Origin of the sequence: Chryseobacterium sp. Y16C (assembly GCF_022488405.1) — a bacterium.
Classification (GTDB): Bacteria; Bacteroidota; Bacteroidia; order Flavobacteriales; family Weeksellaceae; genus Chryseobacterium; species Chryseobacterium geocarposphaerae.
This window is the reverse complement of record NZ_CP092711.1, coordinates 4,847,156-4,873,429: the sequence shown is the minus strand read 5'-3', so window position 1 is coordinate 4,873,429 and position 26,274 is coordinate 4,847,156. Positions and strand designations below refer to the sequence as shown.

The window sequence follows — 26,274 nt, the reverse complement described above, 5'->3', positions numbered from 1 at the left end:
ATTTATGCCCTGATTAGTTCTTTGTTAGTATTATTTTTAGGAGGAAGACAAAGGTCTAATTTTTTATTTTCAAAAAAAAATATTGCAGGTATTGATTATTTAAAAATATATTTGTATGTATAATTTAAGCCTAAAAATGATACACACAACACACTCAATACGAGTACGTTACGGAGAAACAGACCCTATGAAATATGTCTATTACGGGAACTATGCAGAGTACCTTGAAATAGGCAGAGTTGAATTATTTCGCAGTATAGGGATGTCATATAATGAGATTGAAAATCAAGGAATTTGGCTCCCTGTTTCTGAGTATAAAATTAAGTATTTAAAGCCTGCTTTATATGATCAAAAATTAGAAATTCACACCTATCTGAAAAAGAAACCGGGAGTGAGAATAGAATTTGAATATGAAATCTACAATGAAGACCAGATAAAATTAACCGAAGCTTCCACAACTCTCTTCTTTTTATCTGCTGAAACAAACAAAATTATTAAATGTCCGGATTTTTTAATGGACCTTATTAACAAAAACTGGAATCAGAATCAATAAATAAAAAATCAAATATTAATATCCCAGGCTGTTTCAAAGTAAATATTTTTGAAATAGCCTTTATTTTTTACACAATATTCACAATATAGAGATATATTTTTAACCAAAATTCAAAAATGTAGAAAAATATACTTGAATATCAACTGCTTAAAATTTCAATCCTAGTTTTTTTAAATTATTTCAGTGGACAAAAATTAAAATTTTAAACAATAATTATCAAAATACTGTGAATAATTCATCAAAAAACAAATAAAAAAGAACAAAACAATTAAAAATTCAAAATTTTTAGAAAAACATTAAACAAAACAAAAAATTAACTGTTTATTTTTATTAGAAAAACTATAAAATCATCACTTTTTTTATTATATTTACATCACTAATTACTCAGAATACAAACAATTAAATATAAAACATGAAAAAGAATTTCTACACCCTGATCTTCTTAGGCTTATTCGCAACAGGCTATTCACAGACAGGAAACGTTGGGATTAATACGACTACTCCCACAGCAACGTTGGATGTAAATGGTAGTCCAACAGATGTAAGTAAAGTGGATGGATTTATTCCTCCAAGAATTACAGGTAATCAACTAGCTGCTAAAGATGCTGTATATACTACTAATCAAAATGGGGCAATAGTATATATTACTGCTGCAGTAACGACACCTACCCCAAAAACAGCAAATATTACAGCTCCTGGATATTATTATTATGATTCCACTAGTAGTACATGGAAGTTACTAACTGGAAATTCAGGTTCAGGTATGGGTTCAGGCACAACCGTGTACGCAACGAGAGACGGAGCATGGTCACTATTAAATCTAGGGATTTCCGGAACTGACTGGAATAAAATTAATTTAACTTCTACTGATGTAAAAGCAGGTAACTCAGCATCATTTGTAAACGGTGTTTATACTGCACCGGAGGCAGGTATATATGAGGTAAATTATGAGTTTCAATTAGAAGGCGGGGTTGATCTAAGCTTATTAGGCAGTAAAGTACTGGGTATTATAAAAAACGGAACCACTGTATATGAAACAAAGATATTTGATGCTGTGAGAGTTGCCGTTTTAACAGTTACTTTAGCAGCGGTTCCTGTAACTTCAAGCTCATTAAATACGATGATCCAGCTAAACGCGGGAGAAACTATTACATTTGCTGTTGAAACAGGAGGTGTAAATCTGGGATTATTAACCGATGGAAAAGTCAAGATATCTGTAAGTAAAATCTCAAATTAATTATATTTACATATAATATATAAGCAAAAGCATTACTTTTAAGTGATGCTTTTTACTTATATCATAAATAACCGTAACAAAATATTTATTTCTACACAATTCTCAAAATATTAAATATTTATATTGAAAATTCATAAAAAAGAAGTATATTTATCGCGTTTTTAATTCCTAATATTTATTAGATTATGAAAAAAATTCTATACTCGTTATTAATGTTTGCTTCTGTGACTATATTGGCACAGAAAAACCCAAATGTAAAATTTGCTGTGTGCAATGATGCTGTAGGAACTGTAAACCTATTTAACGCCAGAAAAGCAATGGTTCAAAGTACAACTCCTTATAAAGCAACTGCTCTTCCTGCGAACTTAAAAAAATTCAGCTATTTGGCTCAGAACGGATTGACAGAAGTAAAATACAAAAAGGATGTAGGCACTTTGGATTGGATGACATTGTCTAATTTCAATATTCAATATGGACTGCCGGAAACTAATCCTGTAATAATTGAAGGATATGAATTCAATGATTCTACAACTAAAATTTATGCAGATATCATTGATAAAATTGAAGTAAATGATTTTAATGGTAAGAAAACATTATTTATTACTACAGTTCAAAAATATCAATACTAAAAAGTAGATCAATTACTTAATAAAAAAAGGTATCTCAATGAGGTACCTTTTTTAATATTTATTATTCCATTTCTTTTTGAGCTCATCATAAATTTTCTTTTCCGTAGCATTATTTCCGGGTTCATACAATTTCAAATCTTTTATTTCTTCCGGAAGAAAATCTTGGTCAACAAAATTCCCTTCATAAGAATGGGCATATTTATATTCTTTCCCGTAATCCAGATCTTTCATCAACTTTGTTGGTGCATTTCTTAAATGAAGAGGTACTGGTAAATTTCCGGTTTTCTTTACAAAAGCCAATGCGTCATTTATTGCAGCATACGCTGAATTGCTCTTAGGAGAAACAGCCAAGTAAATTGCCGTCTCACTTAAAATAATCCTTGCTTCCGGATTTCCGATTACATTGACAGCCTGAAAGCAATTGTTAGCAATCACCAAAGCATTAGGATTGGCCAGACCAATATCTTCAGAAGCCAGGATCAGCATTCTTCTTGCAATAAATTTAATATCTTCTCCGCCTGCAATCATTCTGGCTAACCAATAAACCGCACCATTCGGATCACTGCCCCGCATCGATTTTATAAATGCAGAAATGATATCATAATGCTGCTCGCCGTTTTTATCATATAATGCCATTGTTTCCTGTAAAACAGACATTACATCATCATTTTGAATTTCTTTTTTTCCAGAATTTTTAAACTGATTCAGAACCAGCTCTACAGAATTGATCAGTTTCCTTCCATCTCCGCCGGAATACTGAATAAAAGCCTGTTTATCCTTAATTACAAAATTCTCATTTTCATCTTTATTGTATCTTGTCAAAGCAATATCAATAAGTTCTTCCAGTTTTTCATAAGTTAAAGCTTTCAACACATACACCTGGCTTCTGGAGAGCAGTGCCGAAACAACCTCGAAACTCGGATTTTCTGTTGTCGCACCAATCAAAACTACCCAACCTTTTTCCACCGCATGTAAAAGCGAATCCTGCTGAGATTTATTGAATCTGTGTATTTCGTCAATAAATAATATCGGAGATTTTCCGGAAAACAGATTTTGTTTTTTGGCATCTTCTATAACATCCCTTACATCTTTTACGCCTGAAGAAACTGCGGAAAGCTTAAAAAACTTACGTCCAGATTTTTCAGAAATAATTTCAGCTAATGTTGTTTTACCGGTTCCCGGAGGTCCCCAGAAAATAAGAGAATTCAGTGTATCGTTCTCAATCATTTTTCTTATCGTTCCTTTTTCTCCGGTAAGATGTTCCTGCCCTAACACATCTTCCAATGTTTTAGGTCTCAGTTTTTCGGCTAATGGAATATTTTGATTCAATTTTTTAGATTTAATATAAGTTGAATGTTCGGAACAATACTATTTTTTCGATTTTAAATGATCAAATCAGCAAATCGACAAACACTGGATTTTATCCGACAAATAGACCTGTAAAGCTCCGAAACTTGTAACAAATTTAAACTAATTTTCAATTTTTTACGCTATTTTTGCAATGTTTTGAAACCTGCATTCAATAAAATCATCACATTTCCACTGGTAGTATTAATACGATTTTACCAATGGTTCATTTCGCCTTTACTTCCTAAAAACTGTCGTTATGAACCTACCTGTTCACATTATATGGTAGAAGCATTACAGGTTCATGGGATTTTCAAAGGTTTTTGGCTGGGTGTAAAAAGAATTTCAAAATGCCATCCGTGGGGAGGAAGCGGATATGATCCCGTACCTCCAAAGTGTAATCATTAATATAAAAACATCATTATAATGAGTAATGTATTCTTTAGAATTTACCTTGTGATTTTTGCGTTTCTAGCACAAAATCTTTTTTCACAAAATTATCCTGACGGACTTTCAGATGCCGTATTAAAAGTAAATAATGAAAAGATAGCCGTAAAAGTATTTTCTACTACGGATGCTGAAACTTTCAAAGATTTTTCAAATAAAAAAAGCAATAATACGCTTGTTATTGTTAATTCAGCGAACCTGGAATCTAAAGGTGGATGGGGAGCTTTTTATGATAGTTCTTTGAATATGTTTAAAATGAGCGGGTACCAGTTTTTAGATAAAGACTTTAAGCCTACACAAAATAAAGAAGATTATAAATACTTGGCAAAAATTCCAAAAGAAATAAAATCAACCGATCAGGTCGCATTGGATACTGAATATAAAATCTGGGATCCTTCTACCGGAATTCATCTGGGACCAATTACATTGCATTACTATAGTCTGATGTTCATTTTTGCCTTTGGTTTCGGATATCTTTTAATGACAAGAATGTTCACTATTGATCATATTAATCAGAAATATCTTGAACCTCTTTTCACCTGGACATTAATTGGAACTATTTTAGGAGCAAGATTAGGACATGTTATTTTTTACCAGCCGGAGCTTTTCAAACAGGATTTCTGGAGTGTATTTTTACCGATCCAGACAAAACCTGAATTTAAATTCACTGGATTCTCCGGTCTTGCAAGTCACGGTGCAACTTTAGCCTTAATTTTAACAACATTATATTATTCATATAAAATTATTAAGAAAAACCCTTTCTGGGTGTATGACAGATTGGGAATTGTAGTGGCTTTAGGTGGTGCTTTTGTACGTATGGGGAACTTCTTTAATTCAGAAATCATTGGAAAGCCTGTAGCGGCAAATTCTCCGTTTGCGTTTCTTTTCCCTCAGATGAGTGATGAATACGGTGTGACTGTTCCAAGATACCCAACTCAATTATTTGAAGCGGTAGGATATGTACTTCTCTTTATTCTTTTATGGGTTTTATACAGAAAAACAGACAAAAAATATCAGCAAGGATGGTTATTTGGTTTATTCTTTATTATTCTTTGGGCGATCAGATTCTTTGTAGAATTTTTAAAAGAGCCTCAAGGAGATGAATTCATTCAGTTTGGAGGATTAAATACAGGCCAAATCCTTTCCATTCCGTTTATGATAGCTGGTGTAATCATTATGATTTATTCCAAAAAGTTTAAAATAACTGAGGCAGAAAATGCCAAACCTGAATAATTCTTTTCAAAATACAATATTTAAAAGTCACAATTTCTTTGTGACTTTTTTGTTGATGTATAAGAATGTAGTTTCTAATTCTTTAATTACATCTGAAGGCTGCATTGATTCTTTAGAATGTTTTTCCGCTGCAAAATCTGCAGATTTCCCATGAAGCCAGACTCCCAAAACAGCAGCATTTTCCGGAGAATATCCCTGAGCTAATAATGATGTCAAAATACCCGTTAAAATATCTCCACTCCCTCCTTTTGCCAATCCGGAATTTCCTGTAATATTATAAAAAACATTTCCTTCCGGGGTTACAACCTGAGTATGATGATCTTTTAATACAATGTAAATCTTAAGCTCGATGGCTTTTTGCACAGCAAGATCAGATCTTTCAAAAGAATCCTTTGTTTTGCCAAAAAGTCTTTCGAATTCTTTGGGGTGCGGAGTAATAATGGAGCTTTCAGGAATCAGATGCACATATGACGAATCTTTCGAAATAATATTAAGAGCATCCGCATCCAACACCAAAGGAGCCGAATAATTCTTTAAAAACCTTATTAAACTCTCTTCCGTTTTCTGATGAGTTCCCAAACCCGGCCCGATTCCTAAGACTATATCCTTATCAATGTCAATATTTTCAATATAGTCTTTTCCCCCTTCCATAAACATTGCTTCCGGAGAAGAAGTCTGAAGTATATCATATCCACATTTTGGACTGTAGGCAAAAACCAGCCCTGCACCACTTTTCAAAGCAGTTTTTACTGACAAAACAGCAGCTCCTATTTTACCATAACTCCCTCCCAATATTCCAACTTTACCAAAACTTCCTTTATGTGAATATTCATTTCTGGGTCTGAATATTTTTTTAATAACCTCATCATCAACAGTAAAATCGGTTGTATGAGTTTCATTAATATATTGAGGATGAAGTCCAATATCTAAAATCACAACTTTGCCTGTATATTTTCCTGTTTCCGGATATAAAAAACTTTTTTTCCAGAATTGGAAGCTTAAGGTATAATCCGCTTTGAAAACAACAGAATCTTCATCCCAATTTTTATCCGCCAATAAACCTGAAGGAATATCTATTGAAACTTTTATGTTCTGTAAGGAATTCAGTTCATTTATAATTTTCAGTTCTTCTCCTTCCATCTTTCTGGATAACCCTGTTCCAAAAACAGCATCAATACAGATAGTCTGTTCGGTTATTCTTTCCTTTTGAAAATCTTTGAATTCTTTAATGCTGATCCCTGAAAAATCTTTTAGCTTTTTGAGATTAATAGCTGCGTCCCGTGAAAAATTCCCTTTGGTATCTTTTACAAAAACATCCACATCAAAACCCTTTAAATAGAGCAGTCTTGCAATAGCCAATCCATCTCCTCCATTATTGCCATTTCCGCAAAAGATTGTAAAATTTTTATGAATTTTACAGTTTTCTAAAATCCAATTGACACACGACTGTGCTGCCCGTTCCATTAGTTGTACAGAAGAAATGGGCTCGTTGGCAATCGTAAATTCATCACATTGTTTAATTTTTTTTGCAGTAAAAATTTTCACTTAAAATGTTTTTCTTAAATTTAGTGAATATTATTCATTCAGATAAGTTTTCGGAACAATTAAAAAAATATAAATATGGGATTTTTCAAAGAGTTTAAAGAGTTTGCCGTTAAAGGGAACGTGGTAGATTTAGCTGTCGGGGTAATTATTGGTGGTGCTTTTGGTAAGATTGTCACTTCTTTGGTAGAGGATATTATTACACCTGCTATTTTAACGCCCACATTAGAAAAATTAAATTTAAAAAATCTGGCTGACCTCGTAATTCCGGGTACGGCTATAAAGTACGGAATGTTCTTATCTTCCGCTATTTCCTTTCTTGTAGTCGCTCTGGCTTTATTTCTTATGATTAAGGGAATCAACAAGCTGAAAAAAGAAGCTCCGGCAGAAGCACCTGCACCGGCAGGACCTACAGAAGATCAAAAATTATTAATGGAAATCAGAGACTTGCTGAAAGCTAAAAATTCATAAAAAACGCCGCAAATTTGCGGCGTTCTTATTTTGTTTCCATATCATTTCTCTCTTTACTGGATTTGCAGAATACTTGAAATCTGCTCAGCCAAAGAAAGCCCTATTCTATCCTGAGCTTCCAAAGTAGAGGCTCCTGTATGCGGAGTCAAAGAAATTTTTGGATGACTTAATATCTTTTTAGAAGGAGTCGGTTCATTAATGAAAACATCTAAACCAGCAAATCTTACTTTTCCGGAATCCAGAGCTTCAATCAAAGCTTCTTCATCAATTACTCCGCCTCTTGAACAATTTACCACAGCTACTCCGTCTTTCATCATTTCAAATTCATTTTTACCGATCATGTAGCCGTCTTTTTGAGCCGGAACGTGAAGCGTGATGAAATCAGAATGCTTTAATACATCCTGTAAAGGCTCAGTCTCAATATCTACATTGATGAACTGATTATTGTAGAATTTCACTTTAATACTTGCTCTTCCTACATTACTATCGGCGGCGATTACTCTCATTCCAAGACCTAAAGCGATTTTAGCAACTTCCTGACCGATTCTTCCCATTCCAACAATCCCTATTGTTTTTCCTTTCAACTCAATACCTGCCGTGTAAGCTTTTTTCAGACCAGCAAAATCGGTGTCACCTAGCAAAGGCATTTTTCTGTTAGAATCCTGTAAAAATCTTGCTCCTGAAAATAAATGGGCAAAAACCAATTCTGCTACCGATTCTGATGAAGCTGAAGGAGTGTTAATTACATGTATGCCTTTTTCTCTTGCATAGTCTACATCAATATTATCCATTCCTACTCCTCCTCTTCCGATAATCTCGATGGATGGACAATTATCAATAATATCTTTTCTTACCTGTGTTGCACTACGTACCAAAAGCGTTTGGATCTGGTGCTCATTAATGTAGTCTACCAAAAATTCCTGTGCTACTTTTGTTGTAATTACCTCAAAACCTTTCTCCTTTAATGCATCAATTCCAGATTGATCTAAGCCATCGTTTGCTAAAACTTTCATAAATACTTTTAATTATTTAAAAATTAAAAGATTTAAAAATCAAAGAAAAAGCATCTGCTTTTAATCGTTTAATCTTTAAATCTTTAATTATATTTTTTAATCTTCTTTAAAAACTTCAATGGTTACCTGCTTTTCTATAAGGTCAGTAAATTTTCCTTTATATCTAGTAGCTCTCACCAAATGGTTATCTATCCAGTGATAGTTCCCCCCTCTAGGTTTTCCACACAATACGCTATGATATTTAAACCCATGCTTATCCAGCCAATCGATTGTAATTTGTTTCAGATTTTCAGTTCTTGAAGTGAAAAAACAAATCTGATGTCCCTCATCATACCATCTGTTAATGGTTTCTAAAGCATCGGGAAAAGGCTCACAGGTAACCATTCTTTCCGGCTCTTCATTGGGAACATCTTCTGTAATGGTTCCATCGATATCAATTAGGTAATTTTTTACTCCGTCCTTCAGAATCGGACTGATGTGATCTTTGTATTCTAACTCCATTATGAAATTTTGTATCAACAAATTTATGACTTTTAAAATAAAAACCCTTTGTCAAAGTTCATTTAAATTAAATTTTTACTATAAAAAATAACATTAATGGAATAAATTAATAATTTTTCGCTTATTCTATTATTACAGGTTAAAATTTTTCTATTCAGAAAAAATAAAGCTATATTTAAAAATCAAGATAAACACCTCCTTATGACACAAAGAATTTTATCCTTGATCTTTGCTTTAGCCGGATGGTTTTCGATTATTGCTCAATATTATCTGATGGTAAAAAACACTCAGATTTCTTTTGCAGAAACCAACATCAGATTTTTCAGCTATTTTACGATCCTTACCAATATAATAGTCGCCGGATATTTTACATTGCAGGCTTTTAAAAGAATTCCAAAAATTAAAAACCCGGGAATCCTGACTGCCATTACTATTTATATTTTAATTGTAGGACTAGTTTATCAGATCATTCTCCGTTCAACATGGGACCCAAAAGGATTACAAAGGCTTGTAGATGAACTTCTGCACACAATTATTCCTATTTTCGTTCTTATATACTGGTATCTGTATGAAAATAAAAACAGACTGAACTACAGACAAATTCTGTCTTGGACAATTTACCCTTTGCTGTATCTTTTTTATATATTAATCAGAGGATATTTTTCAGATTTCTATCCCTATCCTTTTATAAATGTGAGCGATCTTGGGTATTTTCAGGTTCTCCTTAATTCTTTTGGGATTTTGCTTTTATTTGCAGCATTATCTACGCTTTTTGTTCGTATAGGAAAGAACCTGAATAATTGATTTTCATAATCTTATTCTCTGAAACTTCAAAATTTATGATGTTTTCACAAAAATTTCCAAAATACATTTATTACACTTACATTTGTAGAAATGGAAGAATTCGTAGTTTTAGTAAATCCCGATGACCAGGTTTTGGGATTAATGGAAAAACAGCAGGCCCACATTAATGGCCTTTTACATCGTGCTTTCTCTGTTTTTTTATTCAATGACAAAGGTGAAATGCTTTTGCAGAAAAGAGCATCAAAAAAATACCATTCCCCAAACCAATGGACGAATGCGGTATGTTCACACCCTAGAATTGGAGAAACTTATCTGGAAGGAGCCAAGAGGAGACTACAAGAAGAACTCGGAATAGAAACAGATCTTTCGGAGAAATTCCATTTTATTTATAAAGCAGATGTTGGAGGAGATCTTTGGGAACATGAGCTAGACCATGTTTTCACAGGCTTTTATAATGCGGGGTTTGTCCTTAACAAAGAAGAAGTAGAAGAAGTAAGATATATTTCTATGGACGATCTGAATAAGGAAATCGCAGAAAAGCCGGAGACTTTCACCGAATGGTTCAAAATTATTTTAGAAGAATATAAATATCATTTTTAATGATGATCAGGCATTCACTATTCATTATCTTGTTATTCTTAGGGCAGTTTTTATCAGCTCAAAAGACACAAACGTATGAAAATACCCATTATTCTATCAATTATCCTGAAGGTTGGGTAGCTATGAACAATACGGATATTGTCAATATTTTCCCTAAAAATCAGATCGGAGCAGTTACCATTTCAGAATATCACGATTTAGACTTACCCTCCACCGAAATAAAAAAATTCATCCTGGCTCTTTACAAGTCTTCTGATGAAGAAAATAAAGTAAAAAGCAACAAAAGCAAAAAAGGATACACAGAATATTTTTATGAATATTTTGACCCGAAAGAAAAGCTTTTCTGGATCACCAAAGTTTTTCAGAGAGATAAAGAAATATATCTAATTGCCATCAATTGTGGTGAAAAATACTGGAACGGAAACTATATGAGCCTCTTTAACGAGACCTTTAATAGTTTTAAAATAAAGAAATAGAAATTAAATATGAAGAAAACAGCATTGTACGACAAACACGTTTCTTTGGGAGCTAAAATCGTACCTTTTGCAGGTTTTGAGATGCCTGTACAATATTCCGGAGTAACGGAAGAACATTTTGCAGTAAGAGAAAAAGCAGGATTGTTTGATGTTTCTCACATGGGACAATTTTTTATTGAAGGTCCGGGTTCAAAAGATCTTTTACAGTTCGTAACCACCAATAATGTAGACGCTCTTGAAAACGGAAAAGCTCAATATTCTTGTCTTCCTAACGAAAACGGAGGGATTGTAGATGATCTTATCGTTTACAAAATGGAAGATGACAAATATTTCGTGGTTGTCAATGCTTCAAACATTGATAAAGACTGGAACCACATTTCAAAATATAATACTTTCGGAGCAAAAATGACCAATGCTTCAGACGATATGTCCTTATTGGCGGTTCAGGGTCCGAAAGCTACTGAAATTCTTCAAAAACTGACAGAGACCAATCTTTCTGAAATTCCTTACTATCACTTCACAGTAGGTGCTGTAGCCGGAGTTGAGAATGTAATTATCTCCAATACGGGTTACACAGGAAGCGGCGGTTTCGAAATTTATTTCAGCAACGATGCAGCAGAAAAGCTTTGGGATGCAATCATCGAAGCAGGAACTGAAGAAGGAATTATTCCTTGCGGATTGGCTGCAAGAGACACTTTGAGACTTGAAAAAGGATTCTGCCTTTACGGAAATGATATCGACGATACTACTTCTCCAATCGAAGCTGGCCTAGGATGGATCACAAAATTCGATAAGGATTTCGTATCTAAAGAGACTTTTGCCAAGCAAAAAGAAGAAGGAGTAACCAGAAAATTGGTTGGTTTTGAATTAACTGATAAAGGGGTTCCAAGACACGACTACCCTGTTGTAGATGCAGACGGAAACGTAATCGGAAAAGTAACTTCAGGAACACAGTCTCCAATGAAAAAAGTAGGTTTGGGTCTTGCTTATGTTGACAAACCTCACTTCAAATTAGGTTCTGAAATATTCATTCAGGTAAGAAACAAAAATATTCCTGCAAAAGTAGTGAAAGCTCCTTTTGTATAATCTCTTAAAAAGATATAAATAAATCAGCCCCGCAGATATTGCGGGGCTGATTTTATAAAATTAGTCTGAAATATATTTTACCAGACAAGCTCCATTTTTAAGATTTAAATTTAGCCTTTCAATTAAAAATCGGACATCCTGTAGGAAAACTTCTTTAAGATATTCATATTCTATATCATGACCCCAGCAAATCTTATGATAAAATTCCGGATTATTTACTAATAAATCTTCCAGCTCTAGCAGCTTCAACCGTAAAGACCTTATTTCGATAAATTCATCATACTTCTCCCAGAAATCCAACAATGTAAGATCTATCTGTAAAACTTTCTCAATTTGTTTTAATAACCTCATTTCATCATCTCCGGCATCAACGTCTCCTTCTCCAGTCATTACCAGATTAAGCCCGTTTCTGCTATCGAACTGATATTTATTTTTTACATGTAAATACTCTTCAAGAGGTTCTTTAGCATCAAAAACTAAATTGATTTCTAAACCTAAACCCATGATTATTATACTCCAAAAAACTCCTGTAAAGCCGCCACATTATTTTTATCATTCCCCACAAAAATTTCTTTATCAGTAAGGAAAACAGGTCTTTTCAAAAAAGTATAATGATCCAATAACAATTCTTTAAAATCCTTTTCTGTTAGAGACTTTACATCCAAACCTCTCAATTTGATTTGGGTAGATTTTTTGCTGAATAAAGCTTCGTAAGACTTTGTTTTTTTGTGCATTTCTTCTAATTCTTCTTTCTTGATCGGTTCTTTTTTGATTTCGCGAAGTTCCCAATCTGTAAGGTCGAATTGTGCTAAAATTTTTCTGCAGGTGTCGCAGGTATTAAGATAAAATACTTTTTTCATTACTATTTTAAGTCTGTTATTAATTTAAATTCTTCTTCATTTCACTTTCAGGTTTCAAAAGTAGGATTTAATCTATGATTTTAAAAATTATTAAATACCTTTATTCAATCAAATTTTTAGTGGAAATGGAAAACAAACCTATTACTTTTCAGTTTATTTCAGAACCTTCAGATGTGAATTACGGAGGAAATGTGCATGGTGGAAGCGTTATGAAATGGATTGACCAGGCCGGTTATGCGTGTGCAACAACCTGGAGTGGAAATTACTCAGTAACCGTTTATGTCGGAGGAATCCGTTTCTATGAACCTATCAAAATCGGGGAAATTGTAAAAGTAGAGGCGCAGGTGATTTACACAGGATCTTCAAGTATGCATATTTCGATCAATGTTTTTTCAAGAAATCTGAAACAACCGAATTTTGATAAGAAAACACATTGCATCATTGTTTTTGTAGCCGTTGATGAAAACGGCAAAAAGCTTCCCGTACCCAAATGGATTCCCGAAACCGAAGAGGAAAAACAAAAAGAACAATACGCAAAACGTCTTATGGAACTGAGAACGCAGATCGAAGATGAGATGAAACCCTTTTTATAATGGATAGAAAAGATTTCATTACCTTATCTTCACTGGGATTCTTAGGATTATATTCTTGTGGAACTTCTAATTTAAATATGAATAAAAAATCATTGGCCATTCAGTTGTACACCGTTCGTGATGCTATTGCCAAAAACCTCGAAAAAACATTTGAGAAACTGGCTGAATTAGGATTTACAGAATTGGAAATCTATGGTTATAACGGCTCTTTCTTCGGAAAAACCAGAAATGAGTTTCAGTCTGTTCTGAAAAATGTGGGGTTAAAAGTAATCAGCTCACATCATACCACAGGTATTCTTCATAACGATGACGGCACTTTATTAAAAAATTGGGAAAAATCAGTTGAAGATTTACATTTCATCGGCTCAAAATACATGGTTTGTTCTTATCTTTTTCCGGAGGAACGAACGGTTGAAAATTATCTAAAGCTTCCGGAATTATTCAATAAGTCAGGAGACGTTACGAAAAAGGCAGAAATTCAGTTTGCCTACCACAACCATGATTTTGAGTTTGAAAAGTTTGATGATTCAAAAAATATTTATGATTTCATCCTGGAAAACACGTCTTCAGATTTAGTTAAAATGGAACTGGATTTGTATTGGATTTCAAAAGCCGGTTTAGATCCGCTGGTTTATTTTGAGAAATACCCGAAAAGATTTCCCCTATGGCATGTGAAAGACATGAAAGCCGGTACAAAAGACTTTGCAGAAATCGGAAACGGAACGATTGATTTTAAAAGGATTTTTGAAGCCAGAGAAAAAGCAGGACTGAACTATTGGTTCCTTGAACAGGACTCCAGTGATAAAGATATTTTTGATAGCATAAGAATCAGCAGAAAATATATTCTTGATCATTCTTATTTTAGATAGACTCAACTCCAAAATTATTAATTATGAAAAATTTATTAACACTTTCTTGTTTACTGATCATTTCTTTGGTTAGTTCACAAACCCACCGATATATTTATGAGCTTCAGTATAAGATGGACTCTACTGAGACGGGTTATGAAAAAGTGAATATGATTCTGGATATCACTCCGAAAGAAGTGAAATTCTATGGGAAAGATCTTGCCACTACAGATTCTTTGAATAAAAAATTCGGAATGAATTCCAGTTATACGGATATGACAGGCCAGGTGGTGAAAAGAAAGATCAATTCCTTTGATAATGAGAACTTCATCAATATCAAAAATGGATATTATACATTTAAAACTACTGATAAAATCAACTGGACGATTGCTGATGAGACTAAAAAGGTGGAAAATTACACCCTGCAAAAAGCAACAGCAAAATTTGGTGGAAGAAGCTGGACTGCATGGTTCTGTAAAGATATTCCATTTAATGAAGGACCTTTTAAATTCCGTGGATTACCCGGTTTGATCTTTGAATTATCTGATGCCAAGAAAAATTATATGTATACTCTTGTTAAAAGCAGCAAACTTGATAAGATCTACTCCACTTCAGATTTTCTGGAATCCAGCTTTGGAAATAAAGCCGTTCCTATCAACGAAAAGCAAAAACACAAGCTGATGATGGAGTTTTATAATGATCCTTTCGCCTTTGAAAGAAATAATTTCAACAAATCCAATAACGATCTTAGAATTAATATCAACGGAAAGGAAATTCATACTGTAGATGAGCTAAATACCCAAACCAAAAGCATGCAGGAGGTTATCAGAAAATACAATAACCCCATTGAAATAGATAAGGTGATGCATTATCCTATATACTAAAACAATAAGCGATTATCCGTTTTTATCAATTTTTATTTCAAATAAAGGGCAATATTAAATTTAGCTAAAGCCAATATGAATAATAAATCTTTTATCTTGTAATTATAATTCTTATATTTGCAGTATTAAAAGGAAATGGTGTTCTTCCTTACCCAACCGCTTTTCAAAAGCTGATGACGCCTGATTAAAAGATTATTAACAGTAATTCGATCAGGAAAGTTATGTCAAAAAACCAACGAACATTCAGCAGCAAAACAAAGTTTCATATTCAATTTTTCTTCAGAAGATTTCCTGCTTTGCCTTATATTTTAAAATGGCTGTGCATAAGTCTTATTATAGGTGCATTCGTAGGAAGTGCTTCAGCAGGTTTTTTACAATCTTTGGAATGGGCAACGAACTTCAGGGAAAATCATATATGGCTGATTGCCTTTCTGCCAGTTGCCGGTTTCTCGGTGGGACTTTTATACTATTATTTTGGTAAGGACATTGAAGCCGGAAACAACTTATTGCTTGAAAACATCCATACCCCAAAAGAGATTATTCCTTTTAAAATGGCTCCTTTTGTATACTTGGGAACGATAATCACTCACCTTTTCGGAGGTTCTGCAGGTCGTGAAGGAACCGCTTTACAAATGGCCGGAGCGATTGCCGACCAATTAACCCAACCATTTAAGCTCGACAAAAATGAACGAAAGATTTTAATCATTTCTGCTATCGCAGCAGGTTTTGGTTCAGTCTTCGGAACACCTTTAGCCGGAGCTCTTTTCGGACTTGAAGTTTTCCTGATCGGAAGAATTCGTTATACTGCCATTTTTCCTGCATTTATCGCTGCAATTTTAGCAGATTGGGTAACCAATCTTTGGAACATAAAACACACCCACTATCATATAGATCTTATCCCAAAACTTGAATTTCTTCCTATTTTATACAGTATTATTGCAGGAATTGCTTTTGGCATCTGTGCCGCAACGTTCAGTAAAGTGATTCATTGGGCCAGTTCGGTTTTTAAATCTAATATTAAATATCCTCCGTTTCGTCCTGTTATTGGCGGAGTTATTGTCGCAGTAGCCGTTTTTATAATGGGAACGACGAGATATATCGGTCTGGGAATTCCAACCATTGTAGAATCTTTTGAAAAGCAGCTTCCACTCTATGATTTTGCCTTAAAAATGACATTTACCATTTTTACCCTTTCTGCAGGTTTCAAAGGAGGTGAAGTAACCCCGTTATTCTTTATTGGGGCTACTTTGGGAAGTGCTTTGTCATTCTTTATACCCCTTCCGTTTGGCTTGCTTGCAGGAATGGGATTTGTGGCTGTTTTTGCAGGAGCTACCAATACTCCACTAGCCTGTATGCTTATGGGAATTGAATTATTTGGAGCCGAATGTGGGATCTACGTGGCCATTGCCTGTGTTGTCTCTTATTTATTTTCTGGAAACAACAGTATTTATACGAAACAAAAAATCGGAGAAGCAAAAAACAAAAGATTTGATAGTCTTAAGAATAAAAGTTTCTCTGATTTATAGGATTGCTCTTTATTTCATACCTTTAAATTATGTTTGATTACAGATTAAAAGTTTTTCACACCGTAGCTTCCCGGTCGAGCTTTACAAAAGCTTCAGAGGAGCTTAATATTTCACAGCCCGCTGTAACCAAGCATATTAAAGAAATCGAAAACCAGCTGAACACCAAATTATTTGACAGAAAAGGTACCAGTATCCAACTTACACAAAGCGGTAAAATTTTATTTGAATATGCTGAAAAAATCAGAAATATTTACCGTGATCTGGAATTTGAAATCAACCAAATCAATCAGCAGCATAAAGGGAAACTGATTATCGGAGCAAGCACTACTGTAGCTCAGTATATATTACCGGAGATTTTAGCCAAGTTCAATTTATATTATAAGGACATTAAAATTGAACTGATTACCCACAATACGGAAATTATTTCTGAACTTTTAAAAGAAGGGAAAATTGATCTGGGAATTATCGAAGGCGAATCTCAATCAAATTATTTTGATTATCAGATATTTAAAGCTGATGAAATTGTTTTGGTCGCAAAAGCGAATCATTCCTTAGCGAATAAAACACTAAATATCAAAGATTTATATCATCTGGAATTGATTTTCAGAGAGCCGGGTTCAGGTTCCTTAGAGTTCATTCAGAACCGCCTGAAAGAAAAAGGAATTTCTCTTGATAAATTGAATATTGTAATGCAACTGGGGAGCAGCGAAAGCATAAAAAATTATCTTCTACATTCAGACTCTCTAGCTTTTCTTTCTATAAGTACGGTGTTAAATGAGTTGAAAAATAATCAGTTGAGTATTATTGATATTAAAAACTTCAGTATTGAAAGGAACTTTCATTTTATTCTTCCTAAAGGTGAACAATCTGAGTTAATCAGGCTTTTCTTAAAATTTACTAGTCAGCTTTAAATCATCCAATATTATAACCTATAGTTATCCATTATAACAAAATACAATATAATTTGTAATATTAATTTATGGAATTTTGAACCATAATTTAAAATTTACAAGATGAAAAATTTCATCCCGAATGAAAATTCTAAAAAGCTTATTTTCATTCTACTGGCAGTAATCTGCTTAACACCCATTATTTCTTCCCCTATTGCATTACTTTTTGGTTTTATTTTAGCAGTTTGCATAGGAAATCCTTTTGAGAAAAGCTTACATCAGTATATTCATTTGCTATTACAAATTTCAATTGTAGGATTAGGTTTTGGGTTAAAACTAAATGAGGCATTGGAAGCCGGAAAATCAGGATTCATATTGACGGTTATTAGTATTGTGACCGTTATGGTCTTAGGATATTTTATCGGAAGAGCCTTCAAACTGGAAAGACCTTTATCTTATCTGATTTCAGTGGGAACTGCAATCTGTGGCGGCAGTGCAATTGCGGCTACTTCACCCATCATTAAACCCAATACAAAGCAGATTTCACTGGCTTTAGCCATTATTTTCACACTGAATTCCATCGCATTATTTGTTTATCCTCCGATTGGTCATATTTTAAGCCTTACTCAGGAACAATTTGGCTTATGGTGCGCTGTTGGGATTCATGATACGAGCTCTGTAGTTGGAGCAGCAAGTAAATATGGAAATGAAGCTTTGAAAATTGCGACCACTGTAAAATTAGCCCGTGCTTTATGGATTATTCCTGTTTCTTTAATCACTATGTTTCTTTTTAAAAATAAGGAATCTAAAATTAAAATCCCATGGTTTATCGGGTATTTTATTCTGGCCATTTTGCTGAATACCTACTTCCCTTTTTTTAATCAGCTAAGTTCAGGAATTACGCTATTTGCTAAATCTGGATTAAATCTGACCTTATTTCTTATAGGTTCTACTTTATCTATCCAAACTTTGAAAACAATAGGTCTGAAACCTTTGGTTATGGCCGTTTTTCTTTGGAGCATTATAAGTATAGGAAGCCTTCTTTTCATTTTGAATTTTGACTAATTGTTCAAGAAATTTTGATAATTCTAGTATATCTTCAATTTTCGGCGGCGGCTTTGCCGCCGCCGAAAATTGAAAGAAGCCTAAATATTACAATTCAGTTATAAATTACAAAAGCCTTTTGAAATTCAAAAGGCTTTTGCGTATTAAATGTGGAAATGTTTATTTCTAGTTGAAATAATTCTTTTATACCGCTGACTGATCACAAGTGTAAACTTGAGGACAAGCCATATATTGTACGCAATACCATGGTCCTGTTACAGATCCGGAGCAGCTGCATCCGCAAAGGGATAAATCAGGATTTCCGCTTATTCCTCCCTGAATGTTTTTAAGATCTTGTTTTTGTAATTTCTTCGCGTTTTTCAAAATGTTGTTTTGCATTGTGATTTAGTTTTAAGGTTTGTACTATTTATAGTTTATTGTGTTATAAAGTTAAACAAATATTAATTATACAAAGCATAATTTAATATTAAATTTCATAAATTACTTATTTAGTTCATCTTAATTACGGTAATAACGAAAATTACGGTTTAAATATTTCTTAAACAGTTATAATTATTCTGTAAATTCCAAGTCTTTACCGTGGGTTTCTGAAATCGTCAATGAAGAATAAAAAGCAAGCCCGAATATGATCACTCCCAAAAGAGCAGCACTCATAATCACTGAAAAATCTTTCTTGAAAAAGTCAAAAATAAAGATCATGACGGGAACCAAGCCTCTAACCATATTGGGTACCGTTGTTGTTGCTGTATTTCTGATATTCGTTCCAAATTGCTCTGCAGCCAGCGTCACAAACATTGCCCAATATCCTGTTCCCAATCCCAGCCAGACACAGAAAATATAATATTTTGTTTCAGTATTGGTATTTCCGAAGAGCATAATACCCACCCCGATAATGGTGAAGACAAGCATATAGAAAATGGCCATTTTCCTGGACTTTAAAGCGTGGGAAATAAACCCGCTCATCAAATCACCGACAGAAATCCCCACATAAGCCCACATAATTGCTTTTCCCGGATTCAGGTCTGTAATTCCTAATGCGGGAGCAAATTGATTGGCTAAAACTGCTAAAATCCCGATACAGTACCAGGTTGGCAACCCTACTGCAATACATTTCAAATATCGTATCAAGCGATCTTTATTTGTGAAAAAGGAAAGAAAATTTCCTTTGGCAACAGATTCATGTTCCATATTTTTATAAATCCCGGATTCGGAAACGCTAATTCTCAAAAATAAAAGCAGAATTCCCAAAATTCCCCCGATGATATAAGATATATTCCAGCCTCCAGCTAATTCCACTGTTAATTGAGCTACAACAGCACCCATTAAACCAAAACCTGCCACTACGGAGGTCCCGATTGCTCTTAAATTCTTCGGCAAACTCTCAGAAACCAATGTAATTCCCGCTCCAAGCTCTCCGGCTAATCCAATCCCTGCAATAAACCTTAAAGCGGCATATTGATATACCAGATGCTCTTTTGGAAAATAGGGTAAAAATCCGCAGGCGATATTAGCTAAAGAATATACTAGGATTGATCCGAATAAAACTGATAATCTCCCTTTTTTATCTCCAAAAATTCCCCAGAAAATACCTCCAAGAAGTAACCCTGTCATCTGACAGTTAAGAATAAAGGTTCCGTCAACATCAGGATTTAAGCCTAAAGCTTTCAAACTCGGAATTCTTACGATTCCAAATAAAAGCAGATCATAGATATCTACAAAATAGCCTAAAGCAGCAATGATCACAGGAATAGAAAAAATATACTTCAATTTTGAAGACAACGAAAGCTCTTGCATATAGAATGATAAATTTCGCTAAAAATAAAAAACCTTTCAATTTCTTGAAAGGTTTTTATGAAATATCTTTTTTTGATTATTATCTTGCAATATTCACAGCTCTCGTTTCTCTGATTACTGTTACTTTTACCTGTCCCGGATAAGTTAATTCATTCTGGATTTTTTCTGAAATATCATACGATAATTGAGAAGCTACTTCATCATTTACCTTTCCGCTTTCCACCATTACTCTTAATTCTCTACCTGCCTGAATGGCATACGCTGATGATACCCCGTCAAAACTTAATGCTGCAGATTCAAGATCTTTTAATCTTTGGATATAAGATTCCAACACCTGACGTCTTGCTCCCGGTCTTGCTCCGGAGATGGCATCGGCAACCTGAATGATCGGCGACAATAAAGAAGTCATCTCAACCTCATCATGGTGAGCTCCAATAGCATTTACAACTTCTGCATTTTCACCGTATTTCTCTGCCCACTGCATCCCTAATAAAGCGTGAGGAAGTTCAGACTCCTGCTCCGGAACTTTACCTATATCGTGTAACAGACCTGCTCTTTTAGCCAATTTTACGTTCAGACCTAATTCAGCAGCCATCGTTGCAGCAATATTTGCTACTTCTCTCGAGTGCTGCAATAAGTTCTGACCATAAGAAGAACGGTATTTCATTCTACCTACAATCTTGATCAGCTCTGGATGTAATCCGTGAATTCCTAAATCAATAATCGTTCTCTTTCCTACTTCTATAATCTCTTCCTCAATTTGTTTTTTGGTTTTCTCCACCACTTCTTCAATTCTTGCAGGGTGAATTCTTCCGTCAGTAACTAATCTGTGAAGTGATAATCTTGCAATCTCTCTCCTTACCGGATCAAAACATGAAAGAAGAATAGCTTCAGGAGTATCATCTACAATAATTTCTACACCTGTTACCGCTTCCAAAGCACGGATATTTCTACCTTCTCTACCAATAATTCTACCTTTTACCTCATCAGACTCGATATTAAAAACAGATACAGAGTTTTCGATAGCCTGCTCCGTTCCAATTCTCTGAATTGTCTGAATAACGATTTTTCTAGCTTCATTTTTCGCATTCATTTGAGCCTCTTCCATGATACTCTGAACATGTGCCTGAGCTCTAGTTTTTGCTTCAGCTCTCATGGTCTCCACCAATTCTGCTTTAGCCTCATCCGCCGTATAATTAGCAATTTTCTCAAGAATTTCTACTTTTTTGGCAGTTGCTGTATCCAGTTCCTGTTGTTTTCTTTCTAAAATTTCTGTTTTCTTAGCATAATCAGCAATTTGCTTATCCAGATCTTTTTCAAGTTTTCCTGTCTTACTCAGCTCGTCATTTAGCTTGTTTTCCTTGTCTTTGATTCTTTTTTCAATCTCCTGCATTTTCTTTTCACGAGCCTGAATATCAGCATCATGCTGAGACTTCAGTTCCAAGAATTTTTCCTTGGCCTGAAGATTTTTTTCTTTCTTTATGGATTCAGCTTGTACATTAGCTTTTTCTATAAGGTTTTCGGCATTTTTCTTTGCATCATCTATAATAAATTTTGCCTTAGTATTTAATGAGCTTCTAGAGAAAAACATCCCTAAAATGGCCCCTAATACTAAGCAAATAACGCCGACTATAATGGCTGTTGTCATATATATTGAGTTTTAATTGTCAAATTTCATAAATAAAAAAGCCTACAATAATTCAGAGATTGAGAGTAAACTCCTAATCAACACGATTTGAACTGATTTCCATTGTCTGTAATCCGGATGAACCGGCGCGCCATTCAACGGACATTTGTTCGGTAATTGTTTAGCGTTGAGTTTACCTTTAATGTGTTAGAATTATTGTAGGCAGTCTTTTGGAAAAGTTATTTTCCAATTTCATTCAGCGATTGATTAATTTTGCTTAATCTCTCGTTGGTAGAATTTATATTTTTTTCGTAGTTCATAGACACCACTTCAGCATTGGTTCCTAATTTCAAGGCACACATTGCCAAAGCATCCTGTTTGTCTCTTACATCGAAATTTTGTTCAAAATCTTTAATCATATTCTCTATCTGCTTCCCAACTTTACGCAAAGTTTCTTCCTCTGCTGCGGGTACATTCAGCGGATACACTCTTCCTGCAATGTTTATGGTTATTCTTCTTACCTCCATTATAATCCACTGTTTTGAAGCTGTGCAATACAGAAATCAATTTCTTTTACCAGTCTGTTGATATGGTTCTTCATTAATCTGTTGTGTTCAGGATTTCCTGAAATTGCTGAATAGAGCTTTATATTTTTTTGTTCTTCTGCTAATACCTGATTTTTTTTCCTTTCTTCATCATATTTCCTCTGCAGTTCCTTATTTTCAATGCTTAGTTCCGATAATTTTTCAGTAAGATTATTATAATTCTTCTGCAAATTCATAATCTTTTTTTCTAATTCTGAAAAATTGGTTTCTAACTCTTGAAGCATTTCAGGTTTTGTATATTCTAACTAATAGCAAAAATAGCAAAATATTAATATTAACAAAAATAAAAGTCTCTATATTTTGAGTTTAAAACAAAAAAAGGAGAAACAAAGCGTATCTCCTCAATATTTATTTTAAATATTCTTTATTCAAACTTCAATACAAACATAATCGCTCTTGTTTGTAAAGTAGATATAGCTGACGCCCAATACGGAGGAGTTGTTGCATTATCTGCAACCATTTCATTATTCATGAAGAAGGTCCCTCTGATGGCTGGTGTTAATTTGAATTTATTAAAGTAGAATTGAATACCCATTTCCGCAGACCAGGCAAAGTTATGCGTTGTAGATCTGAACACCTGCTGCATATTATCATCCGTAGAGTCTGAATTAGACTGTAGGTTTACTACATAATTTACCCCTGCTGCAACATAAGGTCTGGAGTTATACCATCTGTGTCCGTGAAGTTCCAATAACACAGGAACATCAACTAAAGTAGATTTAACTTCTCTGTTACGATCCTTATCAGAAAGAGCCATTGGAATAAAAGGATCATTCGTTAATGTCCCGTTTTGATACTGGTCATTAGTCTGAGTATTAAAAATTAATTTTCTTTGAGCAAATTGTAACCCCGGTTCCATTCTTAAGTCTAAATAATCATTAAGTCTCCATTTTGCGATAAGACCGGCCCCAAAACTTGTACTTTCTTTAGAGGTAACAAGATTCTGATTGCCATAGGTACCGTATCTTGGATTAAGTACTATACGGTAATCCAGCATATTGCCATTCAAATAAAATCCCCAACTGAACTTTTGCTCATCAAAGTCTTCCAACTTATCCATTCTGTTTCGGGTTCTGAAGAATTGTGCATTTGCCAAAACGGCAATATTTACTGACGCTAAAACCAGTGCTCTTAATAAAAATTTATTCATAGGTTACTTTGTTGCTTTATAAATTGTGGCTATACCTAAACTTAGTTTTTTATATTCAACTTTTTTAAATCCTGTATCTAAAAGAATTTGTCTCATCTTTTCCCCAAAAGGAAAAGCATTTACAGAATCCGGAAGGTATGTATATGCCCTATTATCTTTTGAAACCAGTCTGCCAATGGCAGGTAATATATTTTTGAAGTAAAACATATATAATGGTCCTAAGAACCCCTCAACCTTTGAAAACTCCAGTATATAAACACTCTTGTTATCTTTAACTACTCTTCTTAATTCTGCTAACCCCTTATTGAGGTTCTCAAAATTCCTTACTCCAAATGCAACGGAAACAGCATCAAATCTATTGTCCTCGAAAGGTAAATTTTCTGCATCTCCTTTTTGCATTGAAATTTTGCCGTCTAAATTAAGTTTTTTTATTTTAATAACGCCAACATTTAACATTTGTTGCGATAAATCTAAACCAATTACTTTGGAACCCGTTCCTTTTTCAATGGTAATTGCTAGATCTCCCGTTCCTGTAGCCACATCCAGCACTTCTTGAGGATGATCGTTTTTCATCCATTTTACTAAAGTATTTCTCCATAAAACATCAATTTTCAGAGATAAAACACGATTCAGAAGATCGTATTTCGGAGCAATATTGTCGAACATATCCTCTACCTGGCTTTTCTTTGTAGCATCAGAATTGTAGGGAGTAACTTGGTTGATATCTTTTGTCAAAACTTAAAACTTGTAATATTCTTTATAATAATTTAGGTAATCCTGCTTTCTGAAAATTTTCGATCTGGATTCTACCTGTTGGATATTTTTGATAACTTTATCATAATCTTCATCTACATTATAATAAAAATCTTCAGTATACAGCTTATTGAAGTGTCTTGCCCCTCCATAATATGCTTTTCCGTCAATCATCGTTTTATCAAGAGCCAAAAGTAATGAATCTTTTTTAAGATTGTATCCATAATACTGATCGTTTACATAATAATCCTGATGGGCAATATTGATCAGACCACGGATTTTATTTACTTCAAAAGCAGAATCGTAAAGTAATTTTTTATTTTGATCGAAAACTTTAATCGAATTTTTTCCTTTATTTAAATCTACATGCACAAACTGTCCTGCAGCAACAATTCCTTCAGAACCGTTATTAATCTTATAATAATAGGTATTGGGCGTAGGATTGTCTACCACATAATAATTCTTCTTTGCTAAGAAAAGGAAGTAGATCCCAAAGGCAATGATAAACACCACAACTGCAATAAGTAAGCCTTTTAAGGACGAATTGTTTTTCATAGATTGTAAAGTACAATTTTTGCAAATTTAATAATATTTTTAATTCTCCGTTATTAATATTAATTATTAACTTTGCATCTTTAAAAAAATCATATAAACGAATGCCGAATACGATCATTATTGGTTCTGGATCTTACCTTCCCAACAGAATAATTGGAAGAGATTATTTTCTAGATTCAGAGTTTTATACAGAAGACGGGGTGAAGATTGACAAACCTGCTGAAGAAACTATTGCGAAATTTGTAGAAATCACAGAAATAGAAAACAGGAGATTCATAGATGATGATCTTTCAAATTCACAAATCGGTTATGAAGCTGCAAAGATTGCTATTGCAGATGCAAAAATAGATCAGGAAGAATTAGATTATATCATTTATGCAAGTAATTTCGGGGAAGTTACAGTGCATGGATATGCTGACTTTATGCCAACAATGGCTGCAAGAGTAAAAAATAAACTTGGCATCAAAAACAGAAAGTGTGTAACTTACGATATGCTTTTCGGATGTCCGGGATGGGTAGAAGCAATGATCTTAGCTGATACATTAATTAAAGCCGGATCTGCAAAAACCATCTTAGTAATCGGAGGTGAAACATTGAGCAGAGTAACCGATCCATCTGACAGAAACAGAATGATCTTCGCAGACGGAGCCGGAGCTGTTGTGGTAAAAGCTACTGACGAGGAAAATGTAGGAATTATTGCCCACAACACAATCTGTGACAATGGTATCGAGCTTGATTATTTAGCAAACGGGCCTTCTATCAATAAAGATGCAGACCAAACCCGCTTATTTGTAAGAATGCAGGGAAGAAAAATCTATGAATATGCTCTTAAAAATGTTCCTGCAGCTATTAAAGAAACTATTGAAGATGCAGGTCTTTCCATTGAAGATATCAACAAGATTTTAATTCATCAGGCTAACGCAAAAATGGATTACGCCATGATCGAAAGACTTCACAAGCTTTATGATGTGAAAGATTACGACCATTCTATCTCTCCAATGACGATCCAGGACTTCGGTAACTCTTCTGTTGCAACAATTCCTACCATGTATGATTTAATAATTAAAGGAAAAATGGAGGGTCAAACGTTTAAAGAAAAAGGTAACATTGTGATGACTTCGGTAGGTGCCGGAATGAACATCAATGCTATCGTTTATAGATTTCCTTAATATTATTTAATTTAAA

Annotated in this window: 31 protein-coding genes and 1 riboswitch; of the genes, 17 read left to right on the top strand and 14 right to left on the bottom strand. The window is 34.0% G+C overall.

Annotated features, from left to right (window positions below):
* The first annotated feature begins 136 nt into the window (after positions 1 to 136).
* The 3 genes from MKS83_RS22220 to MKS83_RS22210 all read left to right on the top strand — a co-directional run bounded on the left by MKS83_RS22220 (position 137) and on the right by MKS83_RS22210 (position 2,419).
* Entirely contained in the window at positions 137 to 553 is a 417-nt protein-coding gene (locus MKS83_RS22220; RefSeq protein WP_240581403.1) for an acyl-CoA thioesterase, read from the top strand.
* A 412-nt stretch (positions 554 to 965) separates the two neighbouring features.
* The gene (locus MKS83_RS22215; protein ID WP_240581402.1) at positions 966 to 1,790 is read left to right on the top strand and encodes a hypothetical protein; all 825 of its coding nucleotides are present in this window, start codon (positions 966 to 968) and stop codon (positions 1,788 to 1,790) included.
* Between the two features lie 185 nt (positions 1,791 to 1,975).
* On the top strand, positions 1,976 to 2,419 hold the full coding sequence (locus MKS83_RS22210; protein WP_240581401.1) for a hypothetical protein: 444 nt from the start codon (positions 1,976 to 1,978) through the stop codon (positions 2,417 to 2,419).
* Positions 2,420 to 2,470: 51 nt separating this feature from the next.
* Here MKS83_RS22210 and MKS83_RS22205 read toward each other — a convergent pair whose 3' ends face one another.
* Complete coding sequence (locus tag MKS83_RS22205) at positions 2,471 to 3,748, bottom strand: replication-associated recombination protein A (RefSeq protein ID WP_240581400.1); 1,278 nt, start codon at positions 3,746 to 3,748, stop codon at positions 2,471 to 2,473.
* 177 nt (positions 3,749 to 3,925) lie between these two features.
* On the opposite strand from MKS83_RS22205, the gene yidD reads away from it, so the two are divergent.
* Positions 3,926 to 4,174, top strand: a complete 249-nt coding sequence (yidD, locus tag MKS83_RS22200; protein WP_240581399.1) for a membrane protein insertion efficiency factor YidD — start codon at positions 3,926 to 3,928, stop codon at positions 4,172 to 4,174.
* Positions 4,175 to 4,579: 405 nt separating this feature from the next.
* Positions 4,580 to 5,446, top strand: a complete 867-nt coding sequence (gene lgt / locus MKS83_RS22195) for a prolipoprotein diacylglyceryl transferase (protein WP_394336974.1) — start codon at positions 4,580 to 4,582, stop codon at positions 5,444 to 5,446.
* A 27-nt stretch (positions 5,447 to 5,473) separates the two neighbouring features.
* On the opposite strand, the gene MKS83_RS22190 is transcribed toward lgt, so the two are convergent.
* Complete coding sequence (locus MKS83_RS22190; RefSeq protein WP_240581398.1) at positions 5,474 to 6,991, bottom strand: NAD(P)H-hydrate dehydratase; 1,518 nt, start codon at positions 6,989 to 6,991, stop codon at positions 5,474 to 5,476.
* A 75-nt stretch (positions 6,992 to 7,066) separates the two neighbouring features.
* Between MKS83_RS22190 and mscL the strand changes: the two genes are divergently transcribed.
* Positions 7,067 to 7,459: a large-conductance mechanosensitive channel protein MscL gene (gene mscL / locus MKS83_RS22185; RefSeq protein ID WP_240581397.1), complete on the top strand. Its 393-nt coding sequence runs from the start codon at positions 7,067 to 7,069 to the stop codon at positions 7,457 to 7,459.
* Between the two features lie 53 nt (positions 7,460 to 7,512).
* Here the strand turns inward: mscL and MKS83_RS22180 are convergent, their stop codons facing one another.
* Together MKS83_RS22180 and MKS83_RS22175 are read right to left on the bottom strand one after the other, a co-directional pair.
* Positions 7,513 to 8,472, bottom strand: a complete 960-nt coding sequence (locus MKS83_RS22180) for a D-2-hydroxyacid dehydrogenase (RefSeq protein ID WP_240581396.1) — start codon at positions 8,470 to 8,472, stop codon at positions 7,513 to 7,515.
* Between the two features lie 96 nt (positions 8,473 to 8,568).
* Positions 8,569 to 8,973, bottom strand: coding sequence for a phosphoheptose isomerase (locus tag MKS83_RS22175; RefSeq protein ID WP_100375057.1), 405 nt, complete (start codon positions 8,971 to 8,973; stop codon positions 8,569 to 8,571).
* Positions 8,974 to 9,174: 201 nt separating this feature from the next.
* Here MKS83_RS22175 and MKS83_RS22170 point away from each other — a divergent pair, with 201 nt between their 5' ends.
* The 4 genes from MKS83_RS22170 to gcvT all read left to right on the top strand — a co-directional run bounded on the left by MKS83_RS22170 (position 9,175) and on the right by gcvT (position 11,939).
* Positions 9,175 to 9,777: a Pr6Pr family membrane protein gene (locus MKS83_RS22170; protein WP_240581395.1), complete on the top strand. Its 603-nt coding sequence runs from the start codon at positions 9,175 to 9,177 to the stop codon at positions 9,775 to 9,777.
* Between the two features lie 90 nt (positions 9,778 to 9,867).
* Entirely contained in the window at positions 9,868 to 10,377 is a 510-nt protein-coding gene (gene idi, locus MKS83_RS22165; RefSeq protein ID WP_100375055.1) for an isopentenyl-diphosphate Delta-isomerase, read from the top strand.
* Positions 10,377 to 10,853, top strand: coding sequence for a hypothetical protein (locus MKS83_RS22160; RefSeq protein WP_240581394.1), 477 nt, complete (start codon positions 10,377 to 10,379; stop codon positions 10,851 to 10,853). The genes idi and MKS83_RS22160 overlap by 1 nt, the downstream gene beginning before the upstream one ends.
* A gap of 9 nt (positions 10,854 to 10,862) precedes the next feature.
* The gene (gene gcvT, locus MKS83_RS22155; RefSeq protein ID WP_100375053.1) at positions 10,863 to 11,939 is read left to right on the top strand and encodes a glycine cleavage system aminomethyltransferase GcvT; all 1,077 of its coding nucleotides are present in this window, start codon (positions 10,863 to 10,865) and stop codon (positions 11,937 to 11,939) included.
* A 60-nt stretch (positions 11,940 to 11,999) separates the two neighbouring features.
* Here gcvT and MKS83_RS22150 read toward each other — a convergent pair whose 3' ends face one another.
* Both MKS83_RS22150 and MKS83_RS22145 read right to left on the bottom strand, forming a co-directional pair.
* The gene (locus MKS83_RS22150; protein WP_240581393.1) at positions 12,000 to 12,443 is read right to left on the bottom strand and encodes a hypothetical protein; all 444 of its coding nucleotides are present in this window, start codon (positions 12,441 to 12,443) and stop codon (positions 12,000 to 12,002) included.
* A 5-nt stretch (positions 12,444 to 12,448) separates the two neighbouring features.
* Complete coding sequence (locus tag MKS83_RS22145; protein WP_240581392.1) at positions 12,449 to 12,799, bottom strand: arsenate reductase family protein; 351 nt, start codon at positions 12,797 to 12,799, stop codon at positions 12,449 to 12,451.
* 125 nt (positions 12,800 to 12,924) lie between these two features.
* Here MKS83_RS22145 and MKS83_RS22140 point away from each other — a divergent pair, with 125 nt between their 5' ends.
* The 6 genes from MKS83_RS22140 to MKS83_RS22115 all read left to right on the top strand — a co-directional run bounded on the left by MKS83_RS22140 (position 12,925) and on the right by MKS83_RS22115 (position 18,605).
* On the top strand, positions 12,925 to 13,392 hold the full coding sequence (locus tag MKS83_RS22140; RefSeq protein WP_240581391.1) for an acyl-CoA thioesterase: 468 nt from the start codon (positions 12,925 to 12,927) through the stop codon (positions 13,390 to 13,392).
* Positions 13,392 to 14,261 (top strand): sugar phosphate isomerase/epimerase family protein, encoded by an 870-nt coding sequence (locus MKS83_RS22135; RefSeq protein ID WP_240581390.1) that lies wholly within the window; start codon positions 13,392 to 13,394, stop codon positions 14,259 to 14,261. The genes MKS83_RS22140 and MKS83_RS22135 overlap by 1 nt, the downstream gene beginning before the upstream one ends.
* A gap of 23 nt (positions 14,262 to 14,284) precedes the next feature.
* On the top strand, positions 14,285 to 15,124 hold the full coding sequence (locus MKS83_RS22130) for a GLPGLI family protein (protein WP_240581389.1): 840 nt from the start codon (positions 14,285 to 14,287) through the stop codon (positions 15,122 to 15,124).
* A gap of 122 nt (positions 15,125 to 15,246) precedes the next feature.
* A riboswitch (Fluoride riboswitch) is annotated at positions 15,247 to 15,314 on the top strand.
* Between the two features lie 31 nt (positions 15,315 to 15,345).
* Positions 15,346 to 16,650, top strand: coding sequence for a voltage-gated chloride channel family protein (locus MKS83_RS22125; protein WP_240581388.1), 1,305 nt, complete (start codon positions 15,346 to 15,348; stop codon positions 16,648 to 16,650).
* Positions 16,651 to 16,679: 29 nt separating this feature from the next.
* Positions 16,680 to 17,561, top strand: coding sequence for a LysR family transcriptional regulator (locus tag MKS83_RS22120; protein WP_240581387.1), 882 nt, complete (start codon positions 16,680 to 16,682; stop codon positions 17,559 to 17,561).
* A 102-nt stretch (positions 17,562 to 17,663) separates the two neighbouring features.
* Positions 17,664 to 18,605, top strand: coding sequence for a YeiH family protein (locus tag MKS83_RS22115; protein ID WP_240581386.1), 942 nt, complete (start codon positions 17,664 to 17,666; stop codon positions 18,603 to 18,605).
* A gap of 183 nt (positions 18,606 to 18,788) precedes the next feature.
* On the opposite strand, the gene MKS83_RS22110 is transcribed toward MKS83_RS22115, so the two are convergent.
* The 8 genes from MKS83_RS22110 to MKS83_RS22075 form a co-directional block, all read right to left on the bottom strand.
* A complete protein-coding gene (locus MKS83_RS22110; RefSeq protein WP_100375046.1) occupies positions 18,789 to 18,983 on the bottom strand; it encodes a hypothetical protein in 195 nt (64 codons plus the stop codon).
* Positions 18,984 to 19,157: 174 nt separating this feature from the next.
* The gene (locus MKS83_RS22105; protein ID WP_240581385.1) at positions 19,158 to 20,399 is read right to left on the bottom strand and encodes an MFS transporter; all 1,242 of its coding nucleotides are present in this window, start codon (positions 20,397 to 20,399) and stop codon (positions 19,158 to 19,160) included.
* 79 nt (positions 20,400 to 20,478) lie between these two features.
* A complete protein-coding gene (rny, locus tag MKS83_RS22100) occupies positions 20,479 to 22,047 on the bottom strand; it encodes a ribonuclease Y (RefSeq protein WP_100375044.1) in 1,569 nt (522 codons plus the stop codon).
* 218 nt (positions 22,048 to 22,265) lie between these two features.
* Positions 22,266 to 22,553, bottom strand: coding sequence for a cell division protein ZapA (locus tag MKS83_RS22095; RefSeq protein ID WP_039365953.1), 288 nt, complete (start codon positions 22,551 to 22,553; stop codon positions 22,266 to 22,268).
* Positions 22,553 to 22,855, bottom strand: coding sequence for a hypothetical protein (locus MKS83_RS22090; RefSeq protein ID WP_039365955.1), 303 nt, complete (start codon positions 22,853 to 22,855; stop codon positions 22,553 to 22,555). Before MKS83_RS22090 ends, MKS83_RS22095 begins: the two co-directional genes overlap by 1 nt.
* A 140-nt stretch (positions 22,856 to 22,995) precedes the next feature.
* Positions 22,996 to 23,781, bottom strand: coding sequence for a porin family protein (locus MKS83_RS22085; RefSeq protein WP_240581384.1), 786 nt, complete (start codon positions 23,779 to 23,781; stop codon positions 22,996 to 22,998).
* A gap of 3 nt (positions 23,782 to 23,784) precedes the next feature.
* Positions 23,785 to 24,516, bottom strand: coding sequence for a bifunctional demethylmenaquinone methyltransferase/2-methoxy-6-polyprenyl-1,4-benzoquinol methylase UbiE (ubiE, locus tag MKS83_RS22080; RefSeq protein WP_100375042.1), 732 nt, complete (start codon positions 24,514 to 24,516; stop codon positions 23,785 to 23,787).
* Positions 24,517 to 24,519: 3 nt separating this feature from the next.
* Positions 24,520 to 25,089, bottom strand: a complete 570-nt coding sequence (locus MKS83_RS22075) for a hypothetical protein (RefSeq protein ID WP_100375041.1) — start codon at positions 25,087 to 25,089, stop codon at positions 24,520 to 24,522.
* 101 nt (positions 25,090 to 25,190) lie between these two features.
* Between MKS83_RS22075 and MKS83_RS22070 the strand changes: the two genes are divergently transcribed.
* Entirely contained in the window at positions 25,191 to 26,258 is a 1,068-nt protein-coding gene (locus MKS83_RS22070; protein WP_100375040.1) for a 3-oxoacyl-ACP synthase III family protein, read from the top strand.
* The last annotated feature ends 16 nt before the right edge of the window (positions 26,259 to 26,274 follow it).

Excerpts from the sequence above, each read along its gene's own strand:
- MKS83_RS22220 (WP_240581403.1), top strand. The coding sequence starts at position 137 with ATGATACACACAACACACTCAATACGAGTACGTTACGGAGAAACAGAC.
- MKS83_RS22215 (WP_240581402.1), top strand. The coding sequence starts at position 966 with ATGAAAAAGAATTTCTACACCCTGATCTTCTTAGGCTTATTCGCAACA.
- MKS83_RS22210 (WP_240581401.1), top strand. The coding sequence starts at position 1,976 with ATGAAAAAAATTCTATACTCGTTATTAATGTTTGCTTCTGTGACTATA.
- mscL (WP_240581397.1), top strand. The coding sequence starts at position 7,067 with ATGGGATTTTTCAAAGAGTTTAAAGAGTTTGCCGTTAAAGGGAACGTG.
- MKS83_RS22180 (WP_240581396.1), bottom strand. The coding sequence starts at position 8,472 with ATGAAAGTTTTAGCAAACGATGGCTTAGATCAATCTGGAATTGATGCA.
- MKS83_RS22175 (WP_100375057.1), bottom strand. The coding sequence starts at position 8,973 with ATGGAGTTAGAATACAAAGATCACATCAGTCCGATTCTGAAGGACGGA.
- MKS83_RS22170 (WP_240581395.1), top strand. The coding sequence starts at position 9,175 with ATGACACAAAGAATTTTATCCTTGATCTTTGCTTTAGCCGGATGGTTT.
- idi (WP_100375055.1), top strand. The coding sequence starts at position 9,868 with ATGGAAGAATTCGTAGTTTTAGTAAATCCCGATGACCAGGTTTTGGGA.
- MKS83_RS22160 (WP_240581394.1), top strand. The coding sequence starts at position 10,377 with ATGATGATCAGGCATTCACTATTCATTATCTTGTTATTCTTAGGGCAG.
- gcvT (WP_100375053.1), top strand. The coding sequence starts at position 10,863 with ATGAAGAAAACAGCATTGTACGACAAACACGTTTCTTTGGGAGCTAAA.
- MKS83_RS22150 (WP_240581393.1), bottom strand. The coding sequence starts at position 12,443 with ATGGGTTTAGGTTTAGAAATCAATTTAGTTTTTGATGCTAAAGAACCT.
- MKS83_RS22145 (WP_240581392.1), bottom strand. The coding sequence starts at position 12,799 with ATGAAAAAAGTATTTTATCTTAATACCTGCGACACCTGCAGAAAAATT.
- MKS83_RS22140 (WP_240581391.1), top strand. The coding sequence starts at position 12,925 with ATGGAAAACAAACCTATTACTTTTCAGTTTATTTCAGAACCTTCAGAT.
- MKS83_RS22135 (WP_240581390.1), top strand. The coding sequence starts at position 13,392 with ATGGATAGAAAAGATTTCATTACCTTATCTTCACTGGGATTCTTAGGA.
- MKS83_RS22130 (WP_240581389.1), top strand. The coding sequence starts at position 14,285 with ATGAAAAATTTATTAACACTTTCTTGTTTACTGATCATTTCTTTGGTT.
- MKS83_RS22125 (WP_240581388.1), top strand. The coding sequence starts at position 15,346 with ATGTCAAAAAACCAACGAACATTCAGCAGCAAAACAAAGTTTCATATT.
- MKS83_RS22120 (WP_240581387.1), top strand. The coding sequence starts at position 16,680 with ATGTTTGATTACAGATTAAAAGTTTTTCACACCGTAGCTTCCCGGTCG.
- MKS83_RS22115 (WP_240581386.1), top strand. The coding sequence starts at position 17,664 with ATGAAAAATTTCATCCCGAATGAAAATTCTAAAAAGCTTATTTTCATT.
- MKS83_RS22110 (WP_100375046.1), bottom strand. The coding sequence starts at position 18,983 with ATGCAAAACAACATTTTGAAAAACGCGAAGAAATTACAAAAACAAGAT.
- MKS83_RS22105 (WP_240581385.1), bottom strand. The coding sequence starts at position 20,399 with ATGCAAGAGCTTTCGTTGTCTTCAAAATTGAAGTATATTTTTTCTATT.
- rny (WP_100375044.1), bottom strand. The coding sequence starts at position 22,047 with ATGACAACAGCCATTATAGTCGGCGTTATTTGCTTAGTATTAGGGGCC.
- MKS83_RS22095 (WP_039365953.1), bottom strand. The coding sequence starts at position 22,553 with ATGGAGGTAAGAAGAATAACCATAAACATTGCAGGAAGAGTGTATCCG.
- MKS83_RS22090 (WP_039365955.1), bottom strand. The coding sequence starts at position 22,855 with ATGCTTCAAGAGTTAGAAACCAATTTTTCAGAATTAGAAAAAAAGATT.
- MKS83_RS22085 (WP_240581384.1), bottom strand. The coding sequence starts at position 23,781 with ATGAATAAATTTTTATTAAGAGCACTGGTTTTAGCGTCAGTAAATATT.
- MKS83_RS22075 (WP_100375041.1), bottom strand. The coding sequence starts at position 25,089 with ATGAAAAACAATTCGTCCTTAAAAGGCTTACTTATTGCAGTTGTGGTG.
- MKS83_RS22070 (WP_100375040.1), top strand. The coding sequence starts at position 25,191 with ATGCCGAATACGATCATTATTGGTTCTGGATCTTACCTTCCCAACAGA.